10 protein-coding genes are annotated in these 15,544 nt (G+C 36.8%); 2 read left to right on the top strand and 8 right to left on the bottom strand.

Annotated elements, in window-relative coordinates; all coding sequences use genetic code 11:
• Window position 1: 1 nt before the first annotated feature.
• From IC610_RS08215 to IC610_RS08205, 3 genes are read right to left on the bottom strand one after another with little or no spacing between them, the layout of a single operon-like run.
• Window positions 2-556: a TerD family protein gene (locus tag IC610_RS08215; protein WP_056076634.1), complete on the bottom strand. Its 555-nt coding sequence runs from the start codon at window positions 554-556 to the stop codon at window positions 2-4.
• On the bottom strand, window positions 546-1,370 hold the full coding sequence (locus IC610_RS08210) for a phosphoribosyltransferase family protein (protein ID WP_191736296.1): 825 nt from the start codon (window positions 1,368-1,370) through the stop codon (window positions 546-548). The genes IC610_RS08215 and IC610_RS08210 overlap by 11 nt, the downstream gene beginning before the upstream one ends.
• A gap of 1 nt (window position 1,371) precedes the next feature.
• Complete coding sequence (locus IC610_RS08205) at window positions 1,372-2,046, bottom strand: HAD family hydrolase (RefSeq protein ID WP_191736294.1); 675 nt, start codon at window positions 2,044-2,046, stop codon at window positions 1,372-1,374.
• Window positions 2,047-2,438: 392 nt separating this feature from the next.
• Here IC610_RS08205 and IC610_RS08200 point away from each other — a divergent pair, with 392 nt between their 5' ends.
• The gene (locus tag IC610_RS08200) at window positions 2,439-3,374 is read left to right on the top strand and encodes a LamG-like jellyroll fold domain-containing protein (protein ID WP_191736293.1); all 936 of its coding nucleotides are present in this window, start codon (window positions 2,439-2,441) and stop codon (window positions 3,372-3,374) included.
• Window positions 3,375-3,455: 81 nt separating this feature from the next.
• On the opposite strand, the gene IC610_RS08195 is transcribed toward IC610_RS08200, so the two are convergent.
• The 4 genes from IC610_RS08195 to IC610_RS08180 all read right to left on the bottom strand — a co-directional run bounded on the left by IC610_RS08195 (window position 3,456) and on the right by IC610_RS08180 (window position 13,231).
• A complete protein-coding gene (locus tag IC610_RS08195; RefSeq protein WP_191736291.1) occupies window positions 3,456-4,994 on the bottom strand; it encodes a SulP family inorganic anion transporter in 1,539 nt (512 codons plus the stop codon).
• Between the two features lie 162 nt (window positions 4,995-5,156).
• The gene (locus IC610_RS08190; RefSeq protein ID WP_191736289.1) at window positions 5,157-9,968 is read right to left on the bottom strand and encodes a DNA repair ATPase; all 4,812 of its coding nucleotides are present in this window, start codon (window positions 9,966-9,968) and stop codon (window positions 5,157-5,159) included.
• Window positions 9,969-10,340: 372 nt separating this feature from the next.
• A complete protein-coding gene (locus IC610_RS08185) occupies window positions 10,341-12,350 on the bottom strand; it encodes a flotillin family protein (RefSeq protein ID WP_191736287.1) in 2,010 nt (669 codons plus the stop codon).
• 233 nt (window positions 12,351-12,583) lie between these two features.
• Entirely contained in the window at window positions 12,584-13,231 is a 648-nt protein-coding gene (locus tag IC610_RS08180; RefSeq protein ID WP_191736285.1) for a hypothetical protein, read from the bottom strand.
• Between the two features lie 201 nt (window positions 13,232-13,432).
• Between IC610_RS08180 and IC610_RS08175 the strand changes: the two genes are divergently transcribed.
• Window positions 13,433-14,047, top strand: coding sequence for a helix-turn-helix domain-containing protein (locus IC610_RS08175; RefSeq protein WP_191736283.1), 615 nt, complete (start codon window positions 13,433-13,435; stop codon window positions 14,045-14,047).
• A gap of 12 nt (window positions 14,048-14,059) precedes the next feature.
• Here IC610_RS08175 and IC610_RS08170 read toward each other — a convergent pair whose 3' ends face one another.
• Entirely contained in the window at window positions 14,060-15,352 is a 1,293-nt protein-coding gene (locus IC610_RS08170) for an alpha/beta fold hydrolase (protein WP_191736281.1), read from the bottom strand.
• Window positions 15,353-15,544 lie beyond the last annotated feature (192 nt).

The raw sequence follows: 15,544 nt of genomic DNA, 5'->3' as shown, positions 1-15,544 counted from the left end.
ATTATTGATACATTGATACAAATTTATTCAGGCCATCTCTCTGACCGCTTCCTACTGCTTCGAATTTCCATTCTCCGTTTCTGTTGTAAATTCTTCCGAATTCTACAGCTGTTTCGATAGAGAAATCTTCATCCAGTTCATATTTTAAAATCTCTTCGTTGGTATCGGTATTGAAAATTCTGATGAAAGAATTTCTTACCTGTCCGAAGTTCTGTCTTCTCTCGTCTGCCTCGTGAATCGTTACTACCACTGTGATTTCTTTCACAGCATCATCAATTTTAGTCAGATCAATTTTAATCTGCTCATCATCACCGTCGCCGTCACCAGTTAAATTATCACCAGAGTGAATCACTGCTTTATCCGGAGACTCAAGGTTATTGTAAAAAACAAAATGGTTGTCTGAAACCAGTTTTTTACTGTCATTCAGCAAAAATAAAGAAGCATCCAAATCGAACGATCCTCCTGTTGATGTATTGTTGGTATCCCATCCTAAACCGATTGTGAATTTAGGTGCGTTGATGTTTTCTCTTTGTCCTTTCTGTAAGTTAATAGCCATAATTAAGTTCTGTTTGCGTTAAAGTGTTTATATTATTTTCGTATTCTTTTATTAAATGATAATTGTTGCTGATGGCCAGCTCCAGAAGATGATCCATCTGCTTTTTTTCTATTTTAGACGTAAGATAATCAAAATTACTTGAATTCAGCCCTAAAATATATTTTACAATTCTGGTGTTGAACTGAAAACTCGGTTTCAGCATCACCTCGGCGATGTCGTGAACGTCTTTTACAGTATAATAGTTGAAGAAATTTTCGATTTTCGGATCAATCTCAAAGTTAGTGAGTTCTGCGTAATATAAAAACAGAAAATCTGCATTTACACTGTATTCATCCAGGATTTTGTTGACTGTAAATTCGTGGCTTCCCGTAATTTTAATATCATCAATAAAAATGCAGAGTTTGCCTTTCAGAAAATCCTTATCCAGATAGTAGGTATCGTTGGCAATCAGATTTTTACGGTCTTCAAAACTCAGATTTCCGTAATCTGTGGTGTAGGTGTGATTTCTGTTGATTTTTGAAATAATGCTTGAGCGTTTTCCTTTTTGAAACAGATAAAAATCCAGCTGTTTTTTAAAATAAAAACACAGAAAATTCGAAGCCGTAGGAATCGCCATGTATGGACTCGGCAGCACGAGAATTTCCTGATCTGTATCTAAAATCTCCTGATGACCGGCCAGAAATCCTTCAAAAAGTTCTTTTGCAAATTTCTCGGCGTACGATTTATCACCATATTTAAAATAGCTGTATTCCGCCGGCGAGAAAGTAAATTCATGCGCAGAGTCTATTTTGTGTAAACTGTAGCGTGTGTTCATATTATAGTTGTGGTTTTAGTAAGTGGGCACTGAATCCAAAATCGCTCGCACCTTTGTAATCCGCGATGGGATTATCACCGATATGCAAAATCCGGTTCATTTGTAAATCCTGGTTTTTAATTAAATTTTTCACCTCCTGAAAAACGAGCGGATTGGGTTTTGAAACTTTCAGTTCATCAGAATAAATATGGAAATCAATGTACCGATCAAGATTTTCCTCAATCAGAAATTTCCTCATCGTTCTGCCTTTGATGAAACCCGTGTTGCTTAGAATATTAATGGTTTTTCCCTGGTTTTTAATTTCAGCAAAAAACTCATGTAAATTTTTAAAAATCACAACAGGTTTGTATTCCAAAAATAAATCTTCACTCTTTTGATAAAATTCATTTAATCGCTCTCTGTTTAACTGTTTCAGATCGACATTCAAAGAATTTAAAATCAATAAATAAATCTCGTAAGTATCCACATTTCCGCCAATAACTTCGTTGATGGTATTGCAGAGATCATCGTAATATTTTACAACCGTCGCAACCTCATCAACTGGTTTTTCCACTTCAAAATAAGAAGCAAAGAGCTCAACTCTTTTGGTTTTAAATTCGGGATGAGATCTAATCAGGGTAAGCCACAGATCAAAGGAAAAATGATCATGGTTCAGAATATCAATATCTGTTTTCAAAATGGTTTAAGTTAAATTGTTTTTAGCTTTTATTGAAAAAGATTTTTTGTTAATAAAAATTCTTTTGTCATTATTTTGTGTTTTTATTATAAACTCAAAGATAAAATTTTTCTTTCAATCTGAATTTATTTTAAGATTATTTAAGATTTGATTCATCTTCAAAATCATTATTAAAATTTGCCTGAAACATTTTGTGGTTAAAATACTACCGATCAGGAATTTATTCCAGACAATTTAAATTGAATAGATTCACACTTTAAATGCATTATTAACATTTTAAAACCAACAAAAAGTCTTCATACCAAATAAATATTTAACAAAAGTCCCTAAATGATGATATTAATATATTTTTAATCGGTATATTTGAAAAACCATTAAAAAAATTAATACTTATGAAAAGAATCTTTCTTCTCTCTTCAGTTCTGTTTTCTTTATTTTCAAACGCACAAACTCCAGGATACGTTCCTACCAACGGATTAGTTGCCTGGTGGGGTTTCAACGGCAGTGCAATCGATTCCAGCGGTAATTCAAACAACCTGACAGTAAATGGAGCGACCCTTACAGCAGACAGAGATGGTAATGCAAATGCAGCATATCTCTTTAACGGAACCAATGCCCATCTTACCAAGTCAACTCTTTCTTCCAATTTTGCACAGGGCGGGTCATTCTCAATTTCATTCTGGATGAAAAAAACCGGAAATTCGGAAGGTGTTGCCATGATGAGCGGATCCAATACATCCGGACAATTTATCTGGCTTCTGCAGTGTGACGGCACAAAAACAATCTTCGGCACTAACAAACAGGGGGAATCATGGACGTGGGCGAACGGACCCAACTATTCTACAACAGCATGGGAACATTACATCGCTGTTTATAACGCCCAGACCATGCAGCTTTACAAAAACGGAGCATTGACAGCAACTGTAAATAATGCTTACACCAATTCAACGTCAGCAGCTATGCCTTTCTACATCGGCCGGGCGATTGGCGGTGGAAATATTGCTGCAGCTATTGATGATGTGGGCATCTGGAACCGTGTGCTGACTTCTACAGAAATATCTCAAATCTACAGCAGTAATTTATCAACAGCAGAAGCAAAAGCTGCAAAATCGAATGCCAGCATCGCACCCAATCCTGCTGACGATATTTTGTACGTTAACATTCCGTTTAAAGGGAAAAATGCTTTTAAAATAATTGATGTAAACGGCAGAACTATAATCTCAGGAGAGTTGAATGATTCAAAAACGATCAATATTTCAGCTTTAACCAAAGGTTCTTATTTCCTCGAAATTGAAGGTGTTTCCAATACAAAATTCATTAAAAAATAGATTATTTTTTACTTGTAAAAACTGTCCCGCTCATTTATCGGGACAGTTTTTTTTTACTTCATTCTTTAACTTCCCTCTTCCCTATTTTGCAGGCATCACCTTATACGTCGGATCGTCCTGAACATTGATTTCAATAACAGCTTCAGCATTTTTCAGCATTTTTCTGCAGTCTTCACTAAGGTGTTTCAAAACCAACTTCTTATTCAGCTGACTGTATTTTTTTGAAAGTTTATCCAGCGCATCAATAGCGCTCATATCCACTATCCGGCTGTCTTTAAAATTTACGACAACCTCATCAGGATCATTTTTAGGATCAAATTTGTCTGTGAATGCATTGACAGAACCAAAAAACAAAGGTCCGGAAATCTCGTAATATTTCACTCCCAAATCATCAGTATATGTTCTTGCCCTGATTCTTTTGGCGTTATCCCACGCAAACACCAGGGCCGCAATAATAACGCCCACCAGAACAGCAAGAGCGAGATTGTGAAGCAGTATGGTAATTAACGCTACAGTCACCCCCACAAAAATATCAGACTTTGGCATCTTGTTGACAATTCTGATCGAAACCCACTGAAAAGTAGAAATCGCTACCATCATCATCACGCCAACCAATGCTGCCATCGGAATCTTTTCTATAAAAGGTGCTCCAACTAAGATGATAACCAGAATCGTTAGCGAAGCAAAAATCCCCGAAAGCCTGGCTCTGGAACCGGCATTGAGATTTACCAAAGTCTGGGCAACCATAGCACAACCGCCCATTCCACCGAAAAAACCGTTGGTGATATTGGCTAAGCCCTGAGCAACAGATTCTTTATTGGCACTTCCCTTGGAATCGGTAATTTCGTCAACCATTGAAAGTGTGAGCAGCGATTCAATCAATCCAACACCTGCCATAATCATAGCGTAAGGGAAAATAATCTGCAGTGTTTCTAATGAAAAAGGAATTTTGGGGATATGAAAACTGGGTAGATTTCCGCTGATACTGGCGATATCTGACACCGTTTTAGTGTTGATATTAAATCCCACAACTATTGCAAAAACAACAATAATTGCAACCAAAGAAGCCGGAACTGCCTTCGTTATTTTAGGAAAGAAATAAACAATGGCAACTGTGAGCGCCGTCAGAGCCAGCATGATATACAGTGATGAACCTTGCAGCCAACCTGAAATTCCCTGAGCGTCAACGACTTTAAATTGCTCTACCTGAGCCATAAAAATAATGACCGCCAAACCATTCAGGAAACCATACATTACAGGTTGCGGAATTAATCTTACAAATTTCCCGAGTTTAAAAACGCCTACCAGCAACTGAAAAATACCAGCCAGAACTACGGTTGCAAAAAGATATTCCACACCGTGAGATTTGATGAGTGCAATTAATACAACGATTGTGGCTCCTGCTCCACCGGAAACCATTCCGGGACGGCCTCCTAAAACAGCTGTTACCAATCCCATCATAAAAGCGGCATACAAGCCAATCAGCGGAGAAAGTCCGGCAAGAATTGCAAACGAAAGCGACTCGGGAATCATAGTCATGGCGACGGTAAAGCCAGCGAGAATTTCGTTTTTGTAATTTATTTTTTTCGAAAAATCGAACAGTTGGAGTGTATTTCTCATTGAAAACGGTCAGAATTGCAAAGGGGATTTCAATAATTAAAATAATTAATTATTTTTTGGCAAAGATACTCAGTTGAAACTGAATTTTAATCATTTTCAAATCCCATTATTCCACAAAAAAGACCGCAGCATTTTGCGGTCTTCAGTTTTCATTTTAAATATTTAATCTTTCTTCAAAACATCTTTAATCCCATCCAGACCTTCGCTAAACTGCGCAAGCAAAGCTACAATCTGGGTCATTCGGTCATTTTCACCTAAACCTTTGATCATTTTATTTTTGACAAAAGTTTTCTTGATTTCTTCCCAACGGTTCTTTTCATCTTCAGAAATCAGATTCATCAGCTCCTTTAATTTCAGCATATTCGATTCTGCTCCGGTGGTCAGCGTCTGCGATTCATTCTGATAATGATTTAAAACGATCTGTGTCACCTCATCTTGCTTTAAAATAGGTTGAATATTTGAAATCAATTTATTCATATTTCGATATGAACCTTGCAGCTTAAAGGACGGCTCGTTCCTGTAATCATCAGCCATTGCAGCAGAAGCGATGTACTGTTTGTTGACTTTCAGAACGATATCTCTAACCTTCAAAGTATTTTCAAGAACCTTTCTGAAATCTGAAATTTCATTCGAACTGAAGTTTCCTGCCAGATCAACATTTGGAGAATTGGTTTGAATGCTGTTGTACAGACTGTAGAGATTTTCCATTCCCTGATTGGTCATTCGGGTAAGATAATCGTTTGACATCAAGGCATTTTCAATTAAACTTAAATCAAATAATTCCGTTTTGCTCCCCGAAATTTCACCTAAATTATAAGTATCTGAACGGTTCGCCAACATATCCGGAATTTTGAATTTCTCACCACTTTCCGTGTACGGATTTCCTGCCATGACGAGACAGAAACGTTTTGACCGCAAATCGTAGGTTTTGCTTTCACCGTTGTAAATTCCTTCAATTTTTCGCTGTCCGTCTGCCAGAGAGATGAATTTCTGTAAAAACTCAGGGTTGCAGTGCTGAATATCATCGAGGTACAACATCACGTTATCGCCCATTTCTAAAGCTAAATTCAGTTTTTCCAATTCCTGTTTTGCGCCGGCATTTTTTGCTTCGCTTGGATCTGTGGAAACAATATCGTGACCAATTGACGGACCGTTGATTTTCATAAAAACCAATCCCATTCGGTCTGCCATGTATTCCATCAACGTGGTTTTTCCATAACCTGGCGGCGAAACGAGAAGCAACATTCCCATTCTGTCGGTGCGTTTGTCGTTTCCGACCGTTCCCAATTGCTTGGCTAAATTCGCTCCAATCAAAGGAAAATAAACATCATTAATCAATTTATTTCTTACGAACGAGCTCAAAACCTGAGATTTAAACGTATCGATTTTGAGGCTTTTCTTTTTATCGCTCACCCATTTTGCTTTCAATTCCTGCAACTGTTTGTATTTCGGAACAACCACTTCATTAAAATTGGACAGGCGTGAACTGAATTCATAATAATTTAAATGATAATCGAGGTCTTTTTCTAATGATTTCAAACCTTTTAAATCCGCTTCATACGTGATATGAAGAACATTTTCCGCGTTGAATTGCTGAGTCACAAAAAAGACTGCGGCTTCTTTTTTCACATCCTCTTCAAAATTTACTTCTGAATTGAGTAAGAATGCATTTAAAGCACTTTCTGCGATTGAAAAGCACACTGATGGATAATTTTTTAACGCATTCAGTTGATCGATAAACTCAAGATCCTTTCCTTTGTCCTTTAAATCTTTTAAAAATGATTCAAACAGCAAAGCCGCCTTTTCCGATACGACAAACGCTGATTTATTTTCTCTTTTCAGATATATGGCAGCATTGAAATCATTGACCTCAGCAAAAAGATGATTACTTTGTGCAAAAGATCTGATCTCATTTGAAAGCTCATCGTTGAGATGTTGAAAACCCTGATCAGTTATAAATGATTTAGAAATTAAATTGGCCGCTTCAAACTGTTTCTGATAATATTCTTTTCTTTCCTGACTCAAAGAATACCAAAACAGTTGCGCCAAGGCTCTTTCAGATGGTGTGAATTGCATCAATCCTAATTCATTATGCATTTGCTGAAGTTTTGAAACAATCGTCAGCGCATCTTCATCGTGAATTCCTTTCACCAAACCTTCACCAAAATGCTCAGTCATAAACTGCTGGATCGCATTTCGGTTTTGTTCTTCAGTGTTGATATTTTTATTTTTTGAGAAAATATTCCAGGCTAAATATTCAAAACGTTTTACCTGAGAATTTTCCGAAATATATTCCTGATTCCAGACGTCTTTGTAATCTGCAACCGCATCAAAATTCAGAGGTTCATAAAATCCTGTTCCGGTTAAATGGTAATAGTACTGAGCATTTCTAAGCACCAAAGTCAGATCTAATTTCTGACGGTTGACCGCAAATTTATAATCACCCAATGCGATCACACCGTCGCCGTCTGCGTAAATTTCTTTTTTATCTTTAAGCTTTCTGACTGCTTCCTGCTGCGAAGTTTTCAACAGGGTCTGAATTTCTTCTGCTTTGGCAGAATCTTCCATTTCCATCAGCTGTCGGGAGATATCACGAACCTTTTCCACCATAAGATCGGTCGCAATATAACCGTTGATCTCATTTTCAGCATCAAAGGATTCGGTTTTTGTCTTTACGGACTGCAAAATTCTTTTTGCTGAATCATATAAATTCTGCGTTCTCTTGTTACGAGATTCCGTAAGCTGAACTCTTTTGTTTTGAAAATGTCCGTATGCTTCTTCTCTTTTCTCACCAATTTTTTGGATAAACTCATCAAAATCAATGAACTTCGTTTCCATTTCTTCGAGCTGAATGGAAAGTTTGGTCAGATATTCATCACATTTTTCAGGAGTTTGAGAAAGTTCGAGAAAATTTATCACCGACTGATCAAACAAGGTCATCTGCGCCTGAAAATCAGCGGACAATTCTTTACCGGAAATTTCTCTTTTTCTTTTCGACAATTCCAGTCGCTCCTGATTTAATCTTGCAAAGATCACCGAGATATTTTCAATAATCTGCGTCGATTGCGAAGTATCTTCAATTTTTAAATTATTGACAATATCCACCAAAAGCTCAAGCTGTGAAGACAAATTGGTGATTTCTTCTTCAATTGTTTTGGCGTCAATCGCTTTCTGCAAATTGATAATATTTTCTGAAATGGACTGCGCTCTGGTTTCGTAGGGCGACAGAGAATTTTCTTGTAACAGAAAATTGACACAGGCATTAGAAAGTTCTTCTGATCTTGCCGCCAGTGACTGATCTAAGGCATCGAGAATTTTAACATCGACATATTTCAGATCTCTCGCTCCGGTAATTTCACCACGCAGCGCTCTGATTTGCGAGAGCATGTCGATGTATTCTGTCAGTTCAGAATAATGAATCCTTTTGGTATCATCCAGAATTTTCTCACAGGCAATTTTGATTTTCTCAACAGCTTCTGCGGTATTTTTCTTCTGCTCGACCACTTTTTCAAACTCGTTGATCGCGGAATGGGCAATGCTACGGATTTCTTTTAAAGGCTGATCAAGATTTTCGACCTCATCATCACCAAGAAAATAATATGCGTCTAAAATCGTCGTAGATAGCTTGACAATATCGTCGTACAGCCCGCTGTAGGAATCTTCTTTGTTCAACAAAGTAATCAGTTCCTGACTTTCCGCCATCACTCTCACAATATCCTTGTTACCGATTTTGTAGATCAGTGTGTCGGATTTTTCGGTATTCGGCAGCAATTCTTTTGCGTACGGCGTTTGCCAGATTTGAGCTAAATGATGTTTTGTGGTTTCAACACTTTCTCTTAAATAAATCAGTTTTCCATCATTTAAAATGGAATATCCACTGCAACGGATCGGTGTTTCGATGGTCTGCGTAATGATATTGTACGAAATCAGCTGATAATTATTGGTTTTATCATCGTAAAAAACGTACATGAAATTTTCACCGTTCGGTTCAGAAATCGTTTTCAGATAATGAAGTCGGTTTGAATCCTGAGAGATTACTTTCAGACCTCCAGTCTGTAAAGCATATCCATTTGAGAATAAAACGCCCTGATTTTCCGGAAGCAAAACCGCCGAATGCTTCAAGGTATCAACACGCGAAACGATTTTTTCTTTATGATTGTAAATGAAATATCTTTCCGTTTCCTGATATGGTTTAATTTTAAATAAAACCAAATTATCAAGATCGCAGAAGTGAATTTCAGCATCATCAAGATTCTGATCTTTATGGATAACATCCTCGGAGTAAATTCCTTTTCCAGTGTCGGTATTGTCCTCGATTTTAATGGTAATATCTCCACCGGTTGATTCCACAAAAACTTTATCTGCCAGAGAAATGTGCGGAAATTTTCCGCTGCGCTGCATATCCCGGGTCGCTTTCGTCCACGAAAAACCATGTTGCGGCGGATACGTTACCTCCGAAGCACTTCTGGAATCCACATACACCAACTGATCTTCTTTGATCAGCCATTTGAAAGCCTTGATATCTGACGTACTTTCAGACAGCTGGAAAACCATGTACAGATAGTTTTCGGTAAAATGAAAACGTGCAAAGAAGGTGTTTCGGTAATATTTATACAAATTTTTAAACTCTTCAACGAAGATTTCATCATTGATCAGCGATACATCACGAGGTTCAAAACGGTCGTTATTGATCGTGTAAATTGAGAAAACATCTGTGATATTAATTTCACTCTGCAAACCCAGATGTGCATTTGACCCGAAGATCAAAGTATTTTTCAGCGAAAAAATATCTTTGGCGACGCAATTGTGCTCGGTAGAAATTCTTTCATTCGCGATGAGTGAAAAATCGACGCCCCCGAAAATTTCTTTACGGTTTTCGTTCAGCTTCTGAAGCCTTTGAACAAGGTCGTTTTTCTGCTCATTCAGACGGCTTTGAATTATTTCGTATGTCCCTGAATTTAATTTTTCTGACATAGGTTTTAATGTTTGGTGTTGGATGATAGGTGTTTGATGTTTCCATCATCCTGTTCATTTATTTTTTGAACCATTAAGGTTTATTAAATAATTAAGAGTCATTAAGTTTAGCTTCGCTTTAAGTTTGCTCATAAAAAATCTATTGATTTTCTTAGATTAACTTAACAGCTTAATAATCCTTAATGGTTTAATTTTTTTAAAATTTACATTGAAAAAAAACTCTCAAAGTATCATTGAAAAATTTACAATGAGAGTTTTACAATATAATTTTGATTCGATTTTTTGATAACTCTATTGATAGGATTACATCCTATCTTTTGTTAAGCCGTCCCGTCGGGACTTTTTAGTAAATTTAAAATAGCATTTTAGCTTTTAGCTGATTGGTTTTTGTTCGATACCGAGATTTTTAGCCATATCCATTGCTCTGGACAGAAGACCTTTTTCCTGTTGGTCAGCAACGCCGTTCAGTTTGAAAATCAGGCTTGCGATGCTCATATTTTTGATGTCTTCAGAAGATATATTGTATTTATCAACCATTCCCATTACTTTTCCGATGATATTTTCGCCGTCACCTAAAAGATTTTCTTTTACCAATGTAGCATTTTCGCTGTGGCTGATAAATTTGTCTAAACCTTTACCGGCTGAAACCTGACGAACCACATTGTCAAAGAAGGTATTATCACCTCCGACGATATCAATCTTAGCAGACTTGAAAGCTTCCGCCAAAACTCCGGCCTGAGCCTGTGCAATATCTTTCTGGATGGAGATATGCGCCAGTTCAACTTCTTTTTCTTTTGCCAAAGTCAGTCTGAACTCTTCGTGATCTTTTCCTGCATCATTCAGTTTTTTCATCGCTTCTGCTTTCTCGGTAATTCCTGCCGCTTCTGCAAATGCTTTTTCTTTAATTACTTCGGCCTGAGCAATTCCTTCTTTTCTTTCTGCTTCCGCTTTTTTCTCGATGACGATTGATTCAACGATTCCCTGTCTTTCAGCAGCATCAGCTTTTGCATGAAGAACCTGAGCCTCAGACAAACCTACCGTTGCTTCTTCTTTCGCTTTTGCGTCAGCGATAATTTTACGTGCTTCTGCTTCTTTTTCTGCCGCATCTCTTTTCGCCTGAGCTTCAATCACATATTTCTGAGCATCTTTCTCCGCAGATAATTTTCTCGATTCTGCCGCTCTGGTTTCCTGAATCAATTTCTTTTCTGCTTCCTGAGTTGCCAAAGTGATTTCAACCTGCTTGGTTCTGTCTGCTGTTTTGAAGGCTTCCAAATCTTTAATTGTCTGCTGCTCTTCAACAACGGTTTTTTCCATTGTCAAACGCTCACGGATGGCATCCTGAATGTTTTTCTTCTCCAGTTCGATGGCTTTTTCTTTTTCAATCTGAGCCAGCGAAACAATTCTTTCTCTTTCAGTTGCTTCAAGCATTTTGTCTTTCTGTACTCTTTCCGTTTCCACTAAATCGGCACGTTCTTTATTTTTGGAAGCGATCACGACCTGTCTCTGCTTATTTTCTTCAGCAATCTGCAATTTTTCTTCTGTAGCAATGCGCACAGTTTCATATTTCAGACGCTCTTCTTCATCAACTTTCAGAATTTCGGCATTTTCACGTGCTTTAATATTGGCTACTTCTCTTTTTTGAGATTCTTCTTTTTCAGCCAACTGTTTTTCCAGTTCTAAAATTGCTTCACGGGCTTCAACATTCTGCTTTGTGATGGTTTTTTCTTCATCCCTGCGAACCTGATTGGCTTTAATATTCTGAGTAGCCGTAAGTTCAGTGATTTTCTTAATCCCTTCAGAATCTAAGATATTGTCTTTATCTAAATTTTCAATTTTAGTCTGCTCCAGATAATCGATCGCGCAATCATCCAAAACATATCCGTTCAAATCGGTTCCGATAATATGTAAAATTTCCTGACGGAATTCGCTTCTCGCTTCGTAGAGTTCGATAAATTCAAACTTTTTACCAACCGTTTTTAGCGCTTCAGAGAATTTCGCCTCAAATAATTCTCTCAAAGTATTGATATCAGACGCTCTTTGACAACCAATCGTCTGTCCGACATTCACGATATCATCTGCCGATTTATTTACCCGGATAAAGAAAGCCACCTGAATATCGGCTCTCATATTATCTTTACAGATCAAACCTGCTTTTCCTTCTCTGGCGATTTCCAGTTTCTTCACCGAAATATCCATCGATTCCATTCTGTGGATTACCGGAATTACGATTCCTGCATTGAAGAAAACCTTAGTTCCTCCATAACCCGTTCTTAAAATTACGATTCCCTGAACGGTCTTTTTATACATCGATAAAATCCAGAAAATCAATCCGAGAGATGCTATCACTGTGACAACAATCCCAACAATCAAAGGTGTATTCATATTTTTATAGTTTATTTGTTTTACTGTGTTTTTTATTTATTTAACGCAAAGGGCGCAAAGATTTTCTTTACTATTATTTTGCACATTTCGGTTCGCAAAGGCGTTTGACTTTGTCGATCTTCGATTTCTCTCAGCCAAGACACCGAACAATAAAATGATTAATACTAATTAAAGAAGCAATTCTAAAATATAGCTGAACATCAGCATAAATAAGGTGATCATTGTTTTACTTTTTAAAATTTTATTTCTTCTGCGACGTAATAAATTCTTTTCTCTCGGTCTTCGTCAACGACATAAACAGCCGTTCCATAATTAATCACTTCACCATCTTTGCTTCTCACCATCAGGATCATCGGATCTTTTCCGACAAACACTTCCAGCATTCCGGTTTTGTCTCCGTGGATGGTTGATTTCATCCTTCCCTGTCGGCCCAGAAAATCATGTGGAATTTCGCCCTTGTGATTAATTTCTCTGAAGAATGGATTTAATGGTTTTAAAATTAATTTCGTCAAGAGAATGCTGATGAAAAATATCGGAATGACCATTAAAGCCGAGATCCAAATTTCAAAAGAGAAAAAAGATTCGAGATAAAATGAACCCAACCAGGTCAATAAAAGCGAAAGCGTCAGGAAATACGTGATCGGTACAATATCAAGATTCAGAAATTTCAGAAACTGAAGCCATCCCGAAGCATCATCCCCGACATGAACATGACCATCCGGACTGTTGACATCAGTATCAATATCCGCATCCAACCCGACATCTATATCCAGTCCAGTGATAATGGTGAAGAGCCAGTAAATGACCGACAAAATCAGCAACACAGATAAAACCGTGTTAACCGGAGAAAAAGCTGTATTTAAAAATTCCTGATCAATCATAATTCATTATTAATAGATTATTTATTTTGTAATAAATATTCAAATCTTATTAAATATTTAAAACATTCCTACTAAAAAACCTCACCCAAATGCTTCATTTGTACTGGATGTTCACAAATATAATAAAAATATATTAAAATGCAAATATTATTAGCAAAATAATTAAATTTAATCTTATATTTGCAAAAAAGATTAGAACTTATGAGTTTTTTCGGAGCTAATATTAAGACGATACGACATGCAAAAGGTTTAAGCCAGCAGGCATTCGCAGATTTATTTGAACTGAACCGAGGCGTTATCGGCGCGTATGAAGAAGGACGCTCGGAGCCTAAAATTGCCACTTTACTAACTGTAGTTCATTACTTTAATCTCGATTTAGACAAATTCCTGACTGTTCCGTTAACGGTTGATGATCTCAATAAGCCGGAAAATTTCGAAAAATTCCAACTCTCCTTTAATTCAGATCTGCCTTATCAGGAGAATAATTTTGACAACAACACACAATATAACTCACTGCAAAAAGCATTGGCAAATATTGATTTAATCTATGAATTCAAAGAAAACACATCGGTTTTGTCAAATTATAAAATTGGAGACTTCTTGTTTTTAATGAAGTCAAATATGGTGGAAGAAAATCCTGAAACTTTACTATGTATTGAAAATGGAAATCTGCAGTATCTAAGTTCAGTTTCAGATCAAAGCCATTCTGAAAAAGAGGTGTACAAAATCGCTGGCTACTTATCATCTGAGCAAAAAAATATCCTCTCCAGCATTTTGGAAAGGATTGAGATTTTAGAGAGAAAATCCATTAAATAATCTGCACATCTATCATTTATCGAAAAATTCTAAAATGGCTTTATTAAATTTTTCGGGCATATTTTTAGGAGCCTCATGATCTCCACCTTTGAAAATAAGCATTTTGCCATTCGGAATCTTATCGGCGATGAGTCGGGTGTGTTTTTCAGGCATTACATCACGTTCTCCGGCCATTACCAAAGTTGGAGCCTGTATTTTTTTCAAAGCATCCGGATTGATATTGGGCTCGGTAAGAAGCAGCATTTTTAAACGGTAATCCATATTGTTTTCTGCTACACCTCTTGCCTTCATTTCATTGACCTGTTGATGGAGTATTTTATTGATTTCAGGATCTACTGAAGTTTCATTATTATACAAAACTGTTCCCATAACCGCCATTTTCTTTACTTTGTCAGGATGTTCCATTCCTAAAATGACCGCAATGTTTCCGCCGTCGCTCCAGCCTAATACGTTGACATTATTAAGATTTAATTTATCTAAAAAAACATTCACATCATCCGCCATTAGTTCATAGGTTAACTTCGTATCGTCTGAAGTAGAATTTCCCTGACCGCGACTGTCTAGCCCAATCAACTGATATTTTTTGCTTAAAACTTCCAACTGATTATCAAAACTTGCCATCGAACTGTTGTTTCCGTGGATTAGCAAAAGCGGGTCGCCTTGTCCATAGATTTCATAGTATAATTTCACACCGTTGATATCAATCATTTTTCCGACTTCTTTGTTATCGCCAAAAGTTGGCTTAACATCTGCGTCTGAATTATCAATCAGCAATGACTGTTTTCCTGAAAAAGATTTAGCCGTCGAGATTGACATTGTAGAACCTTTTTCCGCAGCGTGGGATTGCCAAGGCATCAATGAACCTTCTTCAAAATCGCTGTTCTTCAGAGGAATTTCGATTTTATCTTTCCCATCCAAAACATACAATTTAAAATCATCAAGATAATAACTTCCTTTACCTGCTACAGAAACTCCGATCACAAGTCCTATCGCATTTTTATCGATCTTACCTTTCATTTCGTATGAGCTCCACTCTCCTTTTTTATAGTAAATTCCAGCATCGGGAGTGTATGTAGGATCTTTCATTACCTTACCTTTACTGTTCGTCGGCACGGTCGTAAGTACAATCCACGAACTATTGGAAATCTCTTTGTTATAGAATATTTTCCCTTCCAGAATAAAGTTTTTACCTTGATATTTTTCAACATTCACTCCCTGATAAATCTGGTATAGCATCTGCCCTGAAAATTGAGCAAAAATTACGGAGAAAAGAAAAATGAATACATTTAAAATTAGTTTTAGCATAATTGATAAGATTTTACAAATAGATGACAGTATAGATACCCATTTAGTTACAATTCAAGATAAAAAAAATATCACACATTAAAGATAAAATTTAACTGTAAGGCAAAATGAAATATATCTATCATTCATTTTTAATAAAGGAATCGTAGATTTTAAATTTTAGAAAATCCGTTTTATAGTTTTGTCTAATTA

Origin of the sequence: Chryseobacterium caseinilyticum, assembly GCF_014837145.1 — a bacterium.
GTDB classification, from domain to species: Bacteria; Bacteroidota; Bacteroidia; order Flavobacteriales; family Weeksellaceae; genus Chryseobacterium; species Chryseobacterium caseinilyticum.
Note: the sequence above shows the minus strand (reverse complement) of the source record. Positions and strands in the feature narration are given on the sequence as shown.